Annotated in this window: 11 protein-coding genes; 5 read left to right on the top strand and 6 right to left on the bottom strand. The window is 70.3% G+C overall.

Annotation, left to right across the window (positions count from 1 at the left end):
- Both ACT4N7_RS10340 and ACT4N7_RS10345 read right to left on the bottom strand, forming a co-directional pair.
- Positions 1-573 (bottom strand): DUF305 domain-containing protein, encoded by a 573-nt coding sequence (locus tag ACT4N7_RS10340; RefSeq protein ID WP_444828434.1) that lies wholly within the window; start codon positions 571-573, stop codon positions 1-3.
- Between the two features lie 9 nt (positions 574-582).
- On the bottom strand, positions 583-1,329 hold the full coding sequence (locus ACT4N7_RS10345; protein ID WP_444828415.1) for a lytic polysaccharide monooxygenase: 747 nt from the start codon (positions 1,327-1,329) through the stop codon (positions 583-585).
- Positions 1,330-1,646: 317 nt separating this feature from the next.
- Here ACT4N7_RS10345 and ACT4N7_RS10350 point away from each other — a divergent pair, with 317 nt between their 5' ends.
- Together ACT4N7_RS10350 and ACT4N7_RS10355 are read left to right on the top strand one after the other, a co-directional pair.
- The gene (locus ACT4N7_RS10350) at positions 1,647-3,698 is read left to right on the top strand and encodes a DNA gyrase/topoisomerase IV subunit B (RefSeq protein WP_444828416.1); all 2,052 of its coding nucleotides are present in this window, start codon (positions 1,647-1,649) and stop codon (positions 3,696-3,698) included.
- A gap of 34 nt (positions 3,699-3,732) precedes the next feature.
- On the top strand, positions 3,733-6,645 hold the full coding sequence (locus ACT4N7_RS10355) for a DNA topoisomerase (ATP-hydrolyzing) (protein ID WP_444828417.1): 2,913 nt from the start codon (positions 3,733-3,735) through the stop codon (positions 6,643-6,645).
- 250 nt (positions 6,646-6,895) lie between these two features.
- Here the strand turns inward: ACT4N7_RS10355 and ACT4N7_RS10360 are convergent, their stop codons facing one another.
- Entirely contained in the window at positions 6,896-7,867 is a 972-nt protein-coding gene (locus ACT4N7_RS10360; RefSeq protein WP_444828418.1) for a helix-turn-helix transcriptional regulator, read from the bottom strand.
- Between the two features lie 437 nt (positions 7,868-8,304).
- Here ACT4N7_RS10360 and ACT4N7_RS10365 point away from each other — a divergent pair, with 437 nt between their 5' ends.
- Positions 8,305-9,261, top strand: coding sequence for a carbohydrate kinase family protein (locus ACT4N7_RS10365; protein ID WP_444828419.1), 957 nt, complete (start codon positions 8,305-8,307; stop codon positions 9,259-9,261).
- Here ACT4N7_RS10365 and ACT4N7_RS10370 read toward each other — a convergent pair.
- Positions 9,213-9,656: an ester cyclase gene (locus ACT4N7_RS10370; RefSeq protein ID WP_444828420.1), complete on the bottom strand. Its 444-nt coding sequence runs from the start codon at positions 9,654-9,656 to the stop codon at positions 9,213-9,215. The two genes, ACT4N7_RS10365 and ACT4N7_RS10370, sit on opposite strands and share 49 nt — an antisense overlap.
- 97 nt (positions 9,657-9,753) lie before the next feature.
- Entirely contained in the window at positions 9,754-10,515 is a 762-nt protein-coding gene (locus tag ACT4N7_RS10375; RefSeq protein WP_444828421.1) for an EI24 domain-containing protein, read from the bottom strand.
- 132 nt (positions 10,516-10,647) lie between these two features.
- Between ACT4N7_RS10375 and ACT4N7_RS10380 the strand changes: the two genes are divergently transcribed.
- Positions 10,648-12,513, top strand: coding sequence for an ABC transporter ATP-binding protein (locus tag ACT4N7_RS10380; RefSeq protein WP_444828422.1), 1,866 nt, complete (start codon positions 10,648-10,650; stop codon positions 12,511-12,513).
- A 129-nt stretch (positions 12,514-12,642) separates the two neighbouring features.
- Positions 12,643-12,909, top strand: a complete 267-nt coding sequence (locus tag ACT4N7_RS10385) for a hypothetical protein (RefSeq protein WP_444828423.1) — start codon at positions 12,643-12,645, stop codon at positions 12,907-12,909.
- A gap of 9 nt (positions 12,910-12,918) precedes the next feature.
- Here ACT4N7_RS10385 and acs read toward each other — a convergent pair.
- Positions 12,919-14,841 (bottom strand): acetate--CoA ligase (acs, locus tag ACT4N7_RS10390; protein WP_444828424.1); only part of this gene is annotated, 1,923 nt, incomplete at its 5' end.

Here is a 14,841-nt window from a genome sequence, read left to right on the forward strand (position 1 = left end):
TCACCCCGCCGACAACGTCAGCAACCGCTGGATCTGGCCGGTCCGCGACCGCACCACTCGGTCGGCGAACTGCCGCACCGGCGGGCTGACGCCGTCGGTCAGTTCCGTGCGGGCCATCGCGACCGCGTTGTGCTGGTGCCCGGTGAGCAGGGTCAGGAACCGCCGCTCGAACTCCCCGTCCGGCGCCCTCGCCAGGTCGGCGATCGTCTCCGGGTCGGTGTCCGGCAGGCCGCCGTGGTGGGCGTGCGCGGCGGGGTTCGTGTCGACCACGGTCGGCTGTGCCCACGTCGTAAGCCAGGACGTCATCGTGTCGATCTCCGAGCGCTGGGTCACCTCGATCGCACCCGCCAGGTCGCGCACTTGCGCGCGTACTGGCCGATCCTCGGCCAGCCGCACCAGGTCGACGCCCTGGGTGTGGTGGGCGATGGCCATCTGCAGGAACATCACGTCGGCGGGGTTGTGGTCGCCGACGATCGGCACGGCGGCGGGCGTCGAGACCGGCGGCGGCGGATGTCCCGCGTGGGATGTGCCGCAGCCCGCGAGCAGCACCAGGCACACGACGAGCCGTTTCATGGCCACGCGTCAGATCCGTTGCCAGAGCGCGGGAGTCACGTCCGGTTCCCAGCCCGCGAGCGACGTGTGCCCTTGGACGCACCGGTACGCCGCGCCGTTGTGGGTCACCTGGGCGCCGGTGGCGTACGCCGTGTTCGGCACCCATGTGCCGCTCGACGGCGGGGTCGTGGTGGTCGGGGGAGTCGTCGGCGGGGTTGTGGTCGGCGGGGTCGTGGTGGTCGGCGGGGGAGTGGTCGGCGGGGTGCCGCCCACCTGCAGGTCGACGCACGAGTAGAACGCCATCGGCGTGTCGGCGATGTTCCACACCGCGAGCAGCTTCTGCCGCCCGGTGCGCCCGCCGAGGTCGACCTGGTGGCTCACGGTCGCCCCGGGGCGCGCGCCGCCGTCGTTGAACACGGCGATGCGGGTGGTGCCGATGAAGTACTCCCACGTGCTGGTCGCGTGCCGCGCGGTGAGCACCCAGTTGACCGTGACCCGGTTGCCCGCCGACGTGGTCGGCCAGGGCCGGGAGTCGTCGTTGAGCTGCGCGAACTGGCTCAGCCCGCCGTGACAGTTCTGCTGTCCCTTGGGCCCTTCGACGCTCTGCGGCTCGTAGACGATCGGCCCGCAGTCGCTCACCCGGCCCTGCGCGCACATGGCCTGGCGGCTCGGCGGCGAGTTGATGTAGCCGTGCGCGGCGGCGGGCGCCGCGGGCAGGGCGACCACGAGCAGGGGGGCGAGTCCCACGCCCGCCGCGGCGGCGATCCGGTGTTTCATGTGCTCCTCCACGGTGCGTTTCCGCCGGGCAGGGCGAAGACCCGGCGCAGGGTGGAAACGGGGAGCAGTGGGACGCCTGCCTCCCGTCAGGCGCCCCCAGGGCGCAGGCGGGAATACTTTGGTCTAGACCATAATGTCGGTTTCGGCGCCCCGTCAAGACGCGTCGGACCGGTGCGGCAGGCGGGAAATTCCCAGTTCTCCGGCCACCTCCGGCGGCGCGCCGCGCGACCGGTTCGGCCAAGGTGTCGGGTGCGGCGGATACCCTCCGGTACCTTGAGACACCTGTTCGAGCGCCACCACGATCCGGGAGCGACCGCGTGACTGCCGAGACCCTCTACGGGGCCGACGACCTGACGCATCTGGAGGGTCTGGAAGCCGTCAGGAAGCGCCCCGGCATGTACATCGGGTCCACCGACAGCCGCGGCATCAACCACCTCTTCACCGAAGTCGTGGACAACTCCACCGACGAGGGTGTCGCGGGTCACGCCACCCGCGTCGTGGTGACCCTGCACGCCGACGGCAGCGTCCAGGTCGACGACGACGGCCGCGGCATCCCCACCGGCGTGCACGCCAAGTCCGGCCTGTCCGGCGTCGAACTGGTGCTCACCAGGCTGCACGCGGGCGGCAAGTTCGGCGGCTCCGGCTACAAGACCTCCGGCGGCCTGCACGGTGTCGGCGCCTCCGCGGTCAACGCGCTCTCACTCCGCTTCGATGTGACGGTCAAGCGGGAGGGCAAGGTCCAGCAGATGTCGTTCGCCCAGGGCGTGCCCGGCGTGTTCGACGCCGTCGGGCCCAAGGCGAGGTTCACCCGGCAGTCGGGCCTGCAGATCGTCGGCAAGATGAAGCGCGGCGAGGCCAGCGGCACCTCGATCCGCTACTGGTACGACGCGCGCTACTTCGAGAACGGCGCCGCGCTCGACGTCGAGGCGGTGCGGACGAAGCTGCGCAACACCGCGTTCCTGGTGCCCGGCGTCACCTACGTGCTGCGCGCGGCCACCGACGGCACCATCGGCGAGGAGACTTTCGCCTACCCCCACGGGCTTTCGGACATGGTCGACTTCCTCGCCCCGGCGAGCGAGCGGGCGGTGTCCGGCATCGTGCTGGCCGACGGCGAGGGCACCTACCAGGAGAACGCCGCCGACGAGAACGGCGTCATGCGGTCCAAAGTGGAACGTCGGGCCGAGGTCGAGGTGGCGCTGCGCTGGGGCACCGGCTACGAGCGCACCGTCGAGTGCTTCACCAACACGATCCGCAACGTGCACGGCGGCACGCATCGCAAGGGGTTCGACCGCGCCGTGGCGAAAGCGTTGCAGGAAGCTGTTTCCCGCACCCGCGGCCTGCTCAAACCCAAGGAGGATCTGCCCACCCTCGACGACGTCCTGGAGGGCATGACGGCGGTGGTGCACGTGCGCATCCCGGAGCCGCAGTTCACCTCGCAGACCAAGGACGAGCTGTCCACCGCGGGGATCACCAAGGTGATCCAGGGCGTGGTCGAGCGACACATCAAGGCGTGGACCGAGGATCGGCGCACCAAGGCCGAGGCGAAGGTGGTCCTGCAGAAGATCGTGGACGCGGGTCGGGTGCGGATCGCGCAGAAGCAGCAGAAGGACGCCGCGCGGCGCAAGACGGCGCTGGAGGGCGCGTCGATGCCCGCCAAACTGGTCGACTGCCGTACCACGGGGCTGTCCCGCAGCGAGCTGTTCCTCGTGGAGGGCGACAGCGCCCTCGGCTCGGCCAGAATGGCCAGGGTGTCGGAGTACCAGGCGCTGCTTCCGTTGCGCGGCAAGATACTCAACGTGCAGAAGGCCAGTCTCGCCGACACCCTGCGCAACGCCGAGATCGCGTCGATCGTGCAGGTGCTCGGCGCGGGCACGGGACGCACGTTCGACCTGTCCGCGATGCGCTACGGCCGCGTCATCCTGATGGCCGACGCCGACGTCGACGGCTCGCACATCCGCACGCTGCTGATCACGCTGTTCGCCAAGTACATGCGCCCCGTCATCGAGGACGGCAGGCTCTACGCGGCCATGCCGCCGCTGCACAAGATCACCACCAAGGGCCGCAACCCAGAGACTCGCTTCACCTTCACCCAGCGCGAGATGGAGAGCACCATCGCGCGGTTCGAGAAGGCGGGCAAGCAGATCGTCACCCCTGTGCCCCGGTTCAAGGGCCTTGGCGAGATGGACGCCGACGAACTGTGGGACACCACGATGAATCCGGCCACCCGCTCGGTCCGCCGCATCACCCTGGACGACGCCGAGGCCGCCGAAGAGGCACTGGAACTGCTGATGGGGGAGAAGGTCGAACCGCGCCGGGCCTGGCTGGTGGAGTCCGCCGCCCGCGTCGACCAGTCCGCCATCGACCTCTGAGCACGACCGCATCCCGAGAAGAGAGCGCTGAGCAATGGCACGCCGCAAGGCAACCTCGACCAAGGTCGACCCCGCCGCCTTCGACCAGGCGGGCGCCAAGGTCTTCGACATCCCGGTGAAGACCGAGATCGAGGACTCGTACCTGGAGTACGCCTACTCGGTCATCCACTCCCGCGCCCTGCCCGACGCCCGCGACGGGCTCAAGCCGGTGCACCGGCGCATCCTGTTCTCGATGAACGAGCAGGGCTACCGGCCCACCCACGCCTACGTGAAGTCCTCCCGCGTCGTCGGTGACTGCTTCGTGCGCGGCGCCCAGGTCTCGACGCCCGGCGGCCCGCGGTCGATCGAGGACATCGAGATCGGCGACGAGGTACTCGACGGGGACGGGTTCCCGGTTCCGGTCACTGCCGTGTACGCGAACCCGGTCTCGGCGCTGGTCCGCGTCACCTGGACCACCGGCCAGACCATGCTTGTCACGCCCGGCCAACGGTTCCGAACCATCGGCGGCGACGGCGCCGTGGTCTGGACCGCTGCGCGCGACCTTGCGGGCTGCCGCGCGGTCCGCGGCGTCCGAGTGCTCGTCGGAGTCGGAGCGTCCATAATGGACATACCGACAACCGTTGTCGCCGCTGTCGAACCGGCCGCGCCGGACCCGACCTACGACCTCCAGGTCGGCAGTGACGAGCACGCCTTCGTGGTCGACGGTTTCGTCGTGCACAACTGCATGGGCAAGTACCACCCGCACGGCGACACCGCGATCTACGACGCGATGGTCCGCATGGCCCAGGACTTCTCGCTCAACGCCCCGCTGGTCGACGGACACGGCAACTTCGGCTCGCCCGACGACGGACCTGCCGCGAGTCGCTACACCGAGGCGCGGATGTCGGCCGAGGCGATGCTGCTCGTCGGCGAACTCGGCGAGGACACCGTCGACTTCCGGCCGAACTACGACGGTTCCCTGCAGGAGCCAACGGTTCTGCCTGCCGCGTTCCCGAATCTGCTGGTCAACGGCACGTCCGGGATCGCGGTCGGGATGGCGACCAACATGATCCCGCACAACCTCGGCGAGGTCGTCACGGCCGCCCGCTGGCTGATCACCCATCCCGACGCGACGCTCGACAAGCTGATGGAGTTCGTGCCAGGGCCCGACCTGCCGACCGGCGGCGTGCTGCTCGGCCTGGACGAGGTCCGCAAGGCGTACGAGACCGGGCGCGGTGTGGTGCGCATGCGCGCCAAGGTCGAGATCGGCCCGCTGGAGGGCAGCCGCGGCCGCCAGGCGATCACCGTCACCGAACTGCCCTACCAGGTCGGCTCGGAGAAGATCATCGAGAAGATCACCGACGAGGTCACCAAGTCCAAGCGGCTCACCGGGATCGCCGATGTCAAGGACCTGACCGACCGCGAGAACGGCACCCGGCTGGTGATCGAGTGCAAAGTCGGGGTCAACCCGCAAGCGCTGCTCGCCGACCTGTACCGGCTCACCCCGATGGAGCAGTCCTTCGGCATCAACAACCTGGTCCTGGTCGACGGCCAGCCGCGCACGCTCGGGCTCAAGCCGCTGCTGGAGGTGTTCCTGCTGCACCGCTACGAGGTCGTCACCCGCCGCACGCGGTACCGGCGGCGCAAGCGGGAGGAGCGGCTGCACCTGGTCGAGGGGCTGTTGCTGGCGCTGCTCGACATCGACCAGGTGATCAGGCTGATCCGCGGCAGCGACGACGCCACGGCCGCGAAAACCGGTCTGATGAGCCAATTCGGGCTCTCCGAGGTCCAGGCGACCTACATCCTGGACACCCCGCTGCGGCGGCTCACCAAGTACGACAAGCTCGAACTGGAGTCCGAACAGGACAGACTGCGCGCCGAGATCGAGGAACTCTCCAAGATCCTCGACGACGAGGCGGTGCTGCGCCGGGTCGTGTCCACCGAACTGGCCAAGGTGGCCAAGGATCTCACCGCCGAACGCCGCACCGCACTCGTTGACGGCGACCTCAAGGAGGTGCTGGCCGCGTCCAAGCCCGCCGGTCCGCTGGAGGTCGCGGACGATCCGTGTCAGGTGATCCTGTCGGCCACCGGGTTGGTCGCGCGCACGGCCGCGGAGTCCGAGGAGTCCTCCGAGGCCCGCAGGCGCAACGGCCGCACGAAACACGACGCGGTCGCGGCTGTCGTGCATTCGACCGCCCGAGGCCAGATTCTCCTGATCACCAGCCTCGGCCGGGGATTCAAAACCGACGTGCTGCCGCTGCCGGTGCTGCCCGAACAGAGCGGCACGGTGTCGCTGTCGGGCGGCATGGCCGCGAGCGAACTGGTTCCGCTGGAGGCGGGGGAGAAGGTCGTCGGCATCGCGCCGCTGAGCGAGCAGGCAGGCGCGTCGCCGGGGCTGGCGCTGGGCACGAAGCAGGGTGTGGTCAAGGTGTGCGCGCCGGAATGGCCGGTCCGCTCCGACGAGTTCGAGGTGATCAGCCTCAAGGACGGTGACGAGGTCGTCGGTGCCTCGTGGCTCGCCGACAGCACGGAAACGGTGGCATTCCTCACTTCCGAGGCGTCACTGCTCCGGTTCGCGGCGGGCCTGGTGCGGCCGCAGGGTCTCAAGGGCGGCGGCATGGCGGGCATCACTGTGGGCGCCGGAGCGGAAGTCGTGTTCTTCGGCGCGGTCCGCACCGACGACCCCGAGCACGGTGAGCCGCTGGTCGTCACGTCCACGGGCATGACCGTCAAAGTCACCCCGTTCGCCGAGTACCCCGCCAAGGGCCGCGCGACCGGAGGCGTTCGGGCGCACCGCTTCCTCAAGGGCGAACACCGCCTCCTCCTCGGCTGGGTCGGCCCCCGCCCCGCGGGCGCGAGCCACACCGGATCGGCCGTCGAACTCCCCGCCCCCGATCCACGCCGCGACGGCTCCGGCGCCGCCCACCCCGGCCCGGACGTCGTGGGCCACCTGATCGAACGCGACTGATCACTCCACTGTGGAGGGTTGACAGCCCGCACGCGGACTTTTGTCCACATCCCCCCGAACCATCCACAGAAATCCGCCCCCGACTCCCCGACCCGCTTCCGCCGGTAGACTGGAGCAGGGCAGTCCCCCCGAGGTGGGCGGGGGTTTGCCCTGCTGGGGGATGGGGCGGAGCGGCCGGGATGCGCCCGCTGGGGCAGGGCCGGGTGGTCGACGGCGGTCGCCGGGCAGGCGGAGGGTGGGTTTCGAAAGATCAGATCCAGCCGCGGTGGGCGGCTTGCATGCCTGCTTGGAAGCGGGTGTCGGCGCCGAGCGTCGTCATCATCTCCGCGATGCGGCGGACCACCGTGCGCTGGGCCACCCCCAGCGCCCGCGCGATCGCCTGGTCCTTCAACCCGGCCGCCATCAGGGACAGCACCTGTCTGTCGCGTTCGGACAGTCCGGCCGTGCGCTCATCGGCCTGGCCGGTCAGTACTGGCGCCGCCTGCTCCCACAACGCCTCGAAACACACGACCAGGGCCTCGATCAGCGGTGGCGCGTGCACCAGCAACCGGGTCCGGGTCTCGGCGGCCGAGAACGACACCGGCATCAGGGCCACCCGCCGGTCGACTATCTGCATCTTCATCGGCACCGACGCCAGGGTCCGCGCCTGCTCACCCTCCGCGACGCAGGTGGCCATCTGGTCGTAGTGGCCGGGCAGTTGCAGCGCGGGACCGTGGTAGAGACACCGGTACCGCACGCCCCGGCCCAGCGCCACCAGTTCGTCCTGGTTCTGGACTGGCGTTCCGTGCAGGTACGGCGGCGCGTCGACGAGCAGGACTTCGTCGCGGGCGCCGAGTTGGAGCTGCGCCAAGGTGTGCAGGATCGCGTCGGTGCCCTCGATGATCTCCACGACCCCCGCGGTGCCGGTCGCCGGGGCCTCGCGCAGTTGCAGGGCCAGTTCCCGCGCGGCGGCGCGCAGGCCCTCCAACTCCTGCTGCCTGCGCGAGACCAGCGCGTCGATCGCCATCTCGGGGGGCGCGGGCACGTAGCGGGTCGGCCGGGACAGCAGCATGGTCACCAGCCCGGCCGCGGTGAGGTTGCGCAGCGCGCGACGCACCGCGGGCAGGGGCAGTTCGACGGCGTCGGCGAGTTCGGCTGCCGCGGCGCGCGGGGTCGACACGAGCGCGAGGAAGACGGTGTTGTCCGACTCGGTCAGGCCGACCGGCCCCAGCAGGTGCGCCATGCGCGTCACCCTACTGGGAATTAGTCGCCGTGTCGTAGTTACGCCGTTGTCCGGTTACGCCCTCGTGGTCGCGTCCGCGCCCAGCTACCTTGTGATCACCCTGCCGGGCGTCGCGACACCAGCCATGTCGTGACGCCTTCCCTGCTGCGAAAGGACATCACATGATCATCGGACGTCGCCGCGCTTCGGCGTCGGCTTAGTCGGCGCGGGCTGGTCCCGCTCGCCAGTCGTGTCATCGGATACGTCGGGGGGAACTTTGGTGCCGGTCGCCACGTCGGTGAGCGGGTCCATCCACACCACGGGCCTGCCTCGCACTTCTCTCGGTTGCCACGCCCCACCTCCTAGACCGACCGACCCGGCCTGAGGTTGCCACCAGGCCGGGTCGGATCCTGTGGCACGCTGACCCGGACCACAGCCACCGTCCGGGGGAGCCGCGGATGATCACCGTCGTCGGCGAGGCGCTGGCCGACCTCATCGCGGCGGGCGACGGCCGCACCTTCACCGCCCACCCCGGCGGCAGCCCGGCCAACGTCGCCCTCGGCCTCGCCCGACTCGGTGCGGCCGTGGTCCTCGGCACCCGCCTCGGCGACGACCTGTTCGGCGCGATGATCCGCGACCACCTCGCCGCGAGCGGTGTGGACGTGCGGACCCTGCCCGGCCCCACCGCCGCCACCAGCCTCGCCTTCGCCGCCACCGACGAGCGCGGCGTGGCCCACTACGACTTCCGCATCGCCTGGGACATCACGGCAATCCCGTTCTCGGCGGGGGACTGCCTGCACACCGGCTCGCTGGCGACGCTGCTCGACCCCGGCGCCTCGGTCGTGGCGGCGGCGATGGCCGCCGCGCGCGCGGCCGGGACGACGGTGTCACTCGATCCGAACATCCGCCCGTCGCTGTCGGGTACCCGCGCGGCCGAGCGCACCCGCGTCGAACGGCAGGTGGGTCTCGCGCATGTGGTGAAGGTCAGCGAGGAGGACCTCGACTGGCTCTACCCCGGCGCGGACCCGCTGGAGTGCGCGTGGCGGTGGCACGCGCTGGGCCCGGAGATCGTCGTGGTGACCCTCGGCGGCGCGGGCGCGCACGCCGTCACCCGGGCCGCGTCGGTGACCCGCGCCGGTCCGCCGGTGTCCGTTGTGGACACTGTGGGCGCGGGCGACGCCTTCACCGCGGGCTTGTTGTGCCGGCTCTCCCGCGGCGGACTTCTCGCGGGCGCGCACGCCGACATCGGCGCGCTCACGGCCGCGGAAGTGGCCGCGGCACTGGACTTCGCCAACGCCGTGGCCGCGTTCACCTGTGCCCGCGCGGGCGCCGACCCGCCGACCGCGGCCGAACTCGACGCCGCGGGTCAGGGCGCGAGGCCGACCCCGCGGCGCAGGGCGAACCCGTCGACGTAGGTGTCCTTGCGGGTGAACCGGCCCTCGGCGCACTGCAGCACGTCGACGGCGGCGAAGGTCATCGGCTCGCCGGTCGGCAGGCCGACCTCCGCGCCGAGCGGGAACGGCTCGGCGAGCGTGGCGGTGATGTCGTACTCCAGCACCACCAGGCCGTCCCGCACGTGCGTGCGGGTGATGTCGGCCCGGTAATCGGGCATCGTGGTGAAGAAGAAGCCGAACAGCTCCCGCAGCGCGGCGCTGCCCTGGACCGCGTCGAAACCCTCGATGTGCAGGTGGAACACCATGTCGTCGGACTGCAGGGCGAGGATGGCGGCCACGTCGTGGTCGTTCCACGCCTGGCCGTAGGCGCTCGCCAGGTCGCCGATCTGCTGCTCGGATGTGGTCGCCGCGGACATGTCGCCTCCAGGTGTTCGGTCGCTCGACTAAACCACCGTCGGCGATCACCGGGACACCGCCAACCAGCGGTCGTCGTTCAGCAGTGAGCGAACGCGCCTACGCCGAGACAGGCTCGGTGAGTCGGTGGGCGAGCAGCGTCCCGCCCGCCATGGCCGCGGGGAAGACGACGAGCGCGGCCAGTGGAACCAGGCACAGCAGGTACACCGGCACGCCGAAGCCCAGCGTCATCGACCGGCTGCGGCGCAGTGTCCGACGCCGCACCGCGAGCCCCTGACCCCGCCGGATGAACGGGATCGCGGTGACCTCGACCGCCAGCAGCCACGCGCCGACGCACACCGCCAGCACCGGGACCACGGTCTGGCCGAGCACCGGGATGAAGCCCAGCGCGAACAGCGCGATGCCGCTCAAGATCAGCAGCCCCAGCAGCGCGAGCGTGTCCCGCAGCCCGATCCACGCCGCCCGTGCCCAGCCCACCCGCTGCGCGCCGGGCACGCCGCCGAGGACGGTGTCCTCCACGTACTCGGCGATGCTCTCGTAGAACGGGCCGCCGATCACCAGGGTCAGCGCGGTGAACAGCAGCAGCGACACCGCCACGGTGCCGACCACGATCGTGACTCCCACGGCGACCCGCAGCGCGGTGCGCCACACCGTCGACCAGTCCTCGGCGAACGGCGTCGCCCAGGCCACCAGGTCGCCCGTGTTCACGGCCAGCGCCGCCAGTCCGGCGAACAGCAGCACGCTGGTCACCAGCACCGGCAGCGCACCCCGCAGCAGCAGCGACCGGTTGCCCAGCACGAGCCGCAACCCGTGCAGCAGCAGGCCGACGCCCGTCCCGAACTCCTTCAGCGGTGTGATCACCGCGGCAGTCTATTGACCCGCCAGGCGGTGCCGTCGAAGGGCCGCCCGCGAAAATCGCTTGATCTCGATATTGGTCGAGGTCTTACCGTGGTGCGGGACGGATCGAACCGGAGGCTCCTGGTGGATATGCAGATGACGGCGTGGATGTCGCTCTACCGGACAATGCACGCGCAAGAGGACAAGCGGACCTTGTCCAGGGACACGTTCCGGCGGATCTGGGAATTCGCCCAGCCGCACCGCAAATGGCTGGCGTGGTTCCTGGCGCTGAGCATCGTGCTCTCGGCCCTGGCCGTGGCCACGCCCGTGCTCGCCGGCCGCGTGGTCGACGCGATCGTGGGCGCCGGGACCACCGGCACCGTCGTCATGCTGGCGGTGGTGATCGCGATCGTCGCGGTCGTGGAGGCCGGGCTCGCGCTGGTCGGGCGGTGGCTCTCGGCGAGCATCGGCGAGGAGCTGATCCTCGACCTGCGCACCCGGGTGTTCGACCACGTGCAGCGGATGCCGATCGCGTTCTTCACCCGCACCCGCACGGGCGCCCTGGTCAGCAGGCTCAACAACGACGTCATCGGCGCCCAGCGCGCGTTCAGCGACATCCTGTCCGGCGTCGTCGGCAACCTGGTGACACTCGCGCTGACCCTGGTCGTGATGATCGGCATCTCCTGGCAGATCACCCTGCTGGCGCTCGTGCTGCTGCCGGTCTTCGTGCTGCCCGCCCGGCGGATGGGCACCCGGCTCGCCCGGATGGAGCGGGAGGCCGCCGACCACAACGCGGCCATGAGCACCCAGATGACCGAGCGGTTCTCCGCGCCCGGCGCCACCCTGGTCAAGCTGTTCGGCAGGCCCGCCGACGAGTCGCGCGAGTTCGCCGCGCGGGCGGGCCGGGTCCGCGACATCGGCGTGCGCACCGCGATGGTGCAGTGGATCTTCGTCACCGCGCTGACGCTGGTGTCCGCGCTGGCGTTGGCGCTGGTCTACGGCCTTGGCGGGGTGCTGGCCATCGGCGGCAGCCTCGACCCGGGCGCGGTCGTCGCCCTCGCCCTGCTGCTGACCAGGCTGTACTCACCGCTGACCGCGCTGGCCAGCGCCCGCGTCGAGGTGATGAGCGCGCTGGTGAGCTTCGAGCGGGTGTTCGAGATCCTCGACCTCGAACCGCTCATCGCCGACGCGCCGGACGCCCGCGCGGTGCCGGACGGCCCGGTGTCGGTGGAGTTCGACAAGGTGCGCTTCGCCTACCCGTCGGCGGACAAGGTGTCGCTGGCCTCGCTGGAGGAGGTCGCCGCGCTCGACACCCGCGGCGGCGTCGACGTGCTGCACGAGGTGTCCTTCCGGGTCGAACCCGGCCAGCTCGTCGCCCTCGTCGGTTCGTCGGGGGCGGGCAAGTCGACCATCGCCCAGCTTGCGCCCCGGCTCTACGACACCGACGACGGCGTGGTGCGGCTCGCGGGCATCGACGTCCGCGAACTGTCCGCCGACTCCATCCGCGGCGCCCTCGGCATGGTCACTCAGGACGGGCACCTGTTCCACGAGTCGATCCGGGCGAACCTGGTGCTCGCCTGCCCGACCGCGACCGAGGACGACCTGTGGGACGCGCTGCGCCGCGCCCGCCTCGCCGACCTCGTGCGCACGCTGCCCGACGGCCTCGACACCGTCGTCGGCGAACGCGGCTACCGGCTCTCCGGCGGCGAACGCCAACGGCTCACCATCGCGCGCCTGCTGCTGGCCAAGCCCCGGGTGGTCATCCTCGACGAGGCCACCGCGCACCTGGACTCGACCTCGGAGGTGGCCGTGCAGGAGGCGTTGGGGGAGGCGCTGCAGGGGCGCACGGCGGTCGTGATCGCGCACCGGCTCTCGACCATCCGCGCCGCCGACGTGATCCTGGTGGTCGAGCAGGGGCGGGTCGTCGAACGCGGGACGCACGAGGAACTGCTGGCCGCGGGCGGACGGTACGAGGAGCTGTACCGCACCCAGTTCGAGGAGCCCGCCGAAGCCGCCGTGTAGCGCGGAAACACCGATTGGTGCCCGCTGATCACCATTGGGTGAACTGCGCCGTTCGGCCGTCGCAATAGGACAGACGGTTGCTACGTTTCGGCCATCGACTTGGCGGCACCCGGAGAGGACACTGGGGCGATGGCGATGGCGTTCGACACCGCCACTCTGCACGAGCTGGTGGACGCGGCCACGCGCACCCTGGCGGCGCGCCATCCCACCCTGTCCGCCGACGTGGTGGATTCCGTCGTGCGGCAGGCCGCTGTCGAGCTGGCGAGCGGCTCCCGGTCCGCCCCGGCGTTCGCGGAGCTGCTGCACCGCCGCGCGGACGCCCGGCTGTGCGCCAAGTGCGGCGTCTTCACCCCGATCCGCGCCGGTCGACGGACCGAGGCGGCCGCCGACTCCTGACTCACCCGTTCAGTCTTGGGTGGGGGTGTTGGTGAGGTTGGTGGTGATGAGGTCGATGACGGTGGTGTCGGCGAGGGTGGTGGTGTCGCCGGGGGGTCGGTGTTCGGCGATGTCTTGGAGGAGGCGGCGCATGATTTTGCCGCTGCGGGTTTTGGGGAGTTCGGTGACGATGTGGATGGTGCGGGGTTTGGCGATGGGGCCGATGGTGGTGGTGACGTGGTGTTGGAGGGTGGTGGGGGTGGTGGGGGTGGGGGTGGTGTTGGCGCGGAGGATGACGAAGGCGACGATGGCTTGGCCGGTGGTGGGGTCGGTGGCGCCGACGACGGCGGCTTCGGCGACGGTGGGGTGGGAGACGAGGGCGGATTCGATTTCGGTGGTGGAGATGCGGTGGCCGCTGATGTTCATGACGTCGTCGATGCGGCCTTGGAGCCAGATGTGGTGGTCGGTGTCGTATTTGGCGCCGTCGCCTGCGAAGTAGTGGCCGGGGAAGCGGGTCCAGTAGGTGTCGTGGTAGCGCTGGGGGTTTCCCCAGATGCCGCGGAGCATGGCGGGCCAGGGTTGGGTGAGGGTGAGGTAGCCGGGGGTGGTGTCGGTGATGGGGGTGGCGGTGTCGTCGAGGATGGTGGCGGTGATGCCGGGTAGGGGTTGTTGGGCGGAGCCGGGTTTGGTGTGGGTGACGCCGGGTAGGGGGCTGATCATGATGGCGCCGGTTTCGGTTTGCCACCAGGTGTCGACGATGGGGATGTGGGTGGGTCCGATGTGGTTGTGGTACCAGAGCCAGGCTTCGGGGTTGATGGGTTCGCCGACGGAGCCGAGCAGGCGTAGTGAGGTGAGGTTGTGGGCGGCGGGGATGTGGGGTCCCCATTTCATGAAGGTGCGGATGAGGGTGGGGGCGGTGTAGTAGATGGTGACGTTGTGGGTGTCGATGATGTGGAAGTGGCGGTGTTCGTCGGGGGTGTTGGGGGTGCCTTCGTAGATGATTTGGGTGGTGGCGTTGCTCAGGGGTCCGTAGACGATGTAGGTGTGGCCGGTGATCCAGCCGATGTCGGCGGTGCACCAGTAGATGTCGGTGTCGGGTTTGAGGTCGAAGACGGCGTGGTGGGTGTAGGAGGCTTGGGTGAGGTAGCCGCCGGTGGTGTGCAGGATGCCTTTGGGTTTTCCGGTGGTGCCGGAGGTGTAGAGGATGAACAGGGGGTGTTCGGCGTCGAAGGGTTGGGGGGTGTGGTGGTCGGGTTGGTGGTCGACGGTGTCGTGCCACCAGAGGTCGCGGCCTTCGGTCCAGTCGATGTCGGTGTTGGTGCGTTTGACGACGAGGACGTGTTCGATGGTGGGGGTGTGGGTGGTGGCGTGGTCGGTGTTGTTCTTCATGGGGGCGGGGGTGCCGCGGCGGTATTGGCCGTCGCTGGTGATGAGCAGGCGGGCGGCGGTGTCTTCGATGCGGGTGCGCAGGGCGGTGGCGGAGAAGCCGCCGAACACGACGGTGTGGATGAGGCCGAGGCGGGCGCAGGCGAGCATGGCGTAGACGGCTTCGGGGATCATGGGTAGTTGGATGGCGACGCGGTCCCCGGCGACGAGGCCGAGTTCGGTGAGGGCGTTGGCGGTTTTGCAGACTTGGGTGCGGAGGTGTTCGTAGGTGATGGTGGCGGTGTCTCCGGGTTCGCCGATCCAGTGGATCGCGACGCGGTCGCCGAGGCCGGCTTCGACGTGGCGGTCGACGCAGTTGTAGGCGACGTTGAGTGTGCCGCCGATGAACCATTTCGCGAAGGGTGCGTCGGTCCAGTCCAGGATCTGGGTCCAGGGGGTGTCCCAGGTCAGGCGTTCGGCTTGGGTGGCCCAGAATCCCTCCCGGTCCGCCGCGGCGTCGGTGTAGGCCTGCGCGGTGACATTCGCCGCCGCCGCGAACTCCGCCGACGGCGCGAACACCCTGCTCTC

This window comes from Actinokineospora sp., from assembly GCF_052390155.1.
Classification (GTDB): domain Bacteria; phylum Actinomycetota; class Actinomycetes; order Mycobacteriales; family Pseudonocardiaceae; genus Actinokineospora.

Coding starts and splice junctions, on each gene's coding strand:
- ACT4N7_RS10340 (WP_444828434.1), bottom strand. CDS start 573: ATGAAACGGCTCGTCGTGTGCCTGGTGCTGCTCGCGGGCTGCGGCACA.
- ACT4N7_RS10345 (WP_444828415.1), bottom strand. CDS start 1,329: ATGAAACACCGGATCGCCGCCGCGGCGGGCGTGGGACTCGCCCCCCTG.
- ACT4N7_RS10355 (WP_444828417.1), top strand. CDS start 3,733: ATGGCACGCCGCAAGGCAACCTCGACCAAGGTCGACCCCGCCGCCTTC.
- ACT4N7_RS10360 (WP_444828418.1), bottom strand. CDS start 7,867: ATGGCGCACCTGCTGGGGCCGGTCGGCCTGACCGAGTCGGACAACACC.
- ACT4N7_RS10365 (WP_444828419.1), top strand. CDS start 8,305: ATGATCACCGTCGTCGGCGAGGCGCTGGCCGACCTCATCGCGGCGGGC.
- ACT4N7_RS10370 (WP_444828420.1), bottom strand. CDS start 9,656: ATGTCCGCGGCGACCACATCCGAGCAGCAGATCGGCGACCTGGCGAGC.
- ACT4N7_RS10380 (WP_444828422.1), top strand. CDS start 10,648: ATGACGGCGTGGATGTCGCTCTACCGGACAATGCACGCGCAAGAGGAC.
- ACT4N7_RS10385 (WP_444828423.1), top strand. CDS start 12,643: ATGGCGATGGCGTTCGACACCGCCACTCTGCACGAGCTGGTGGACGCG.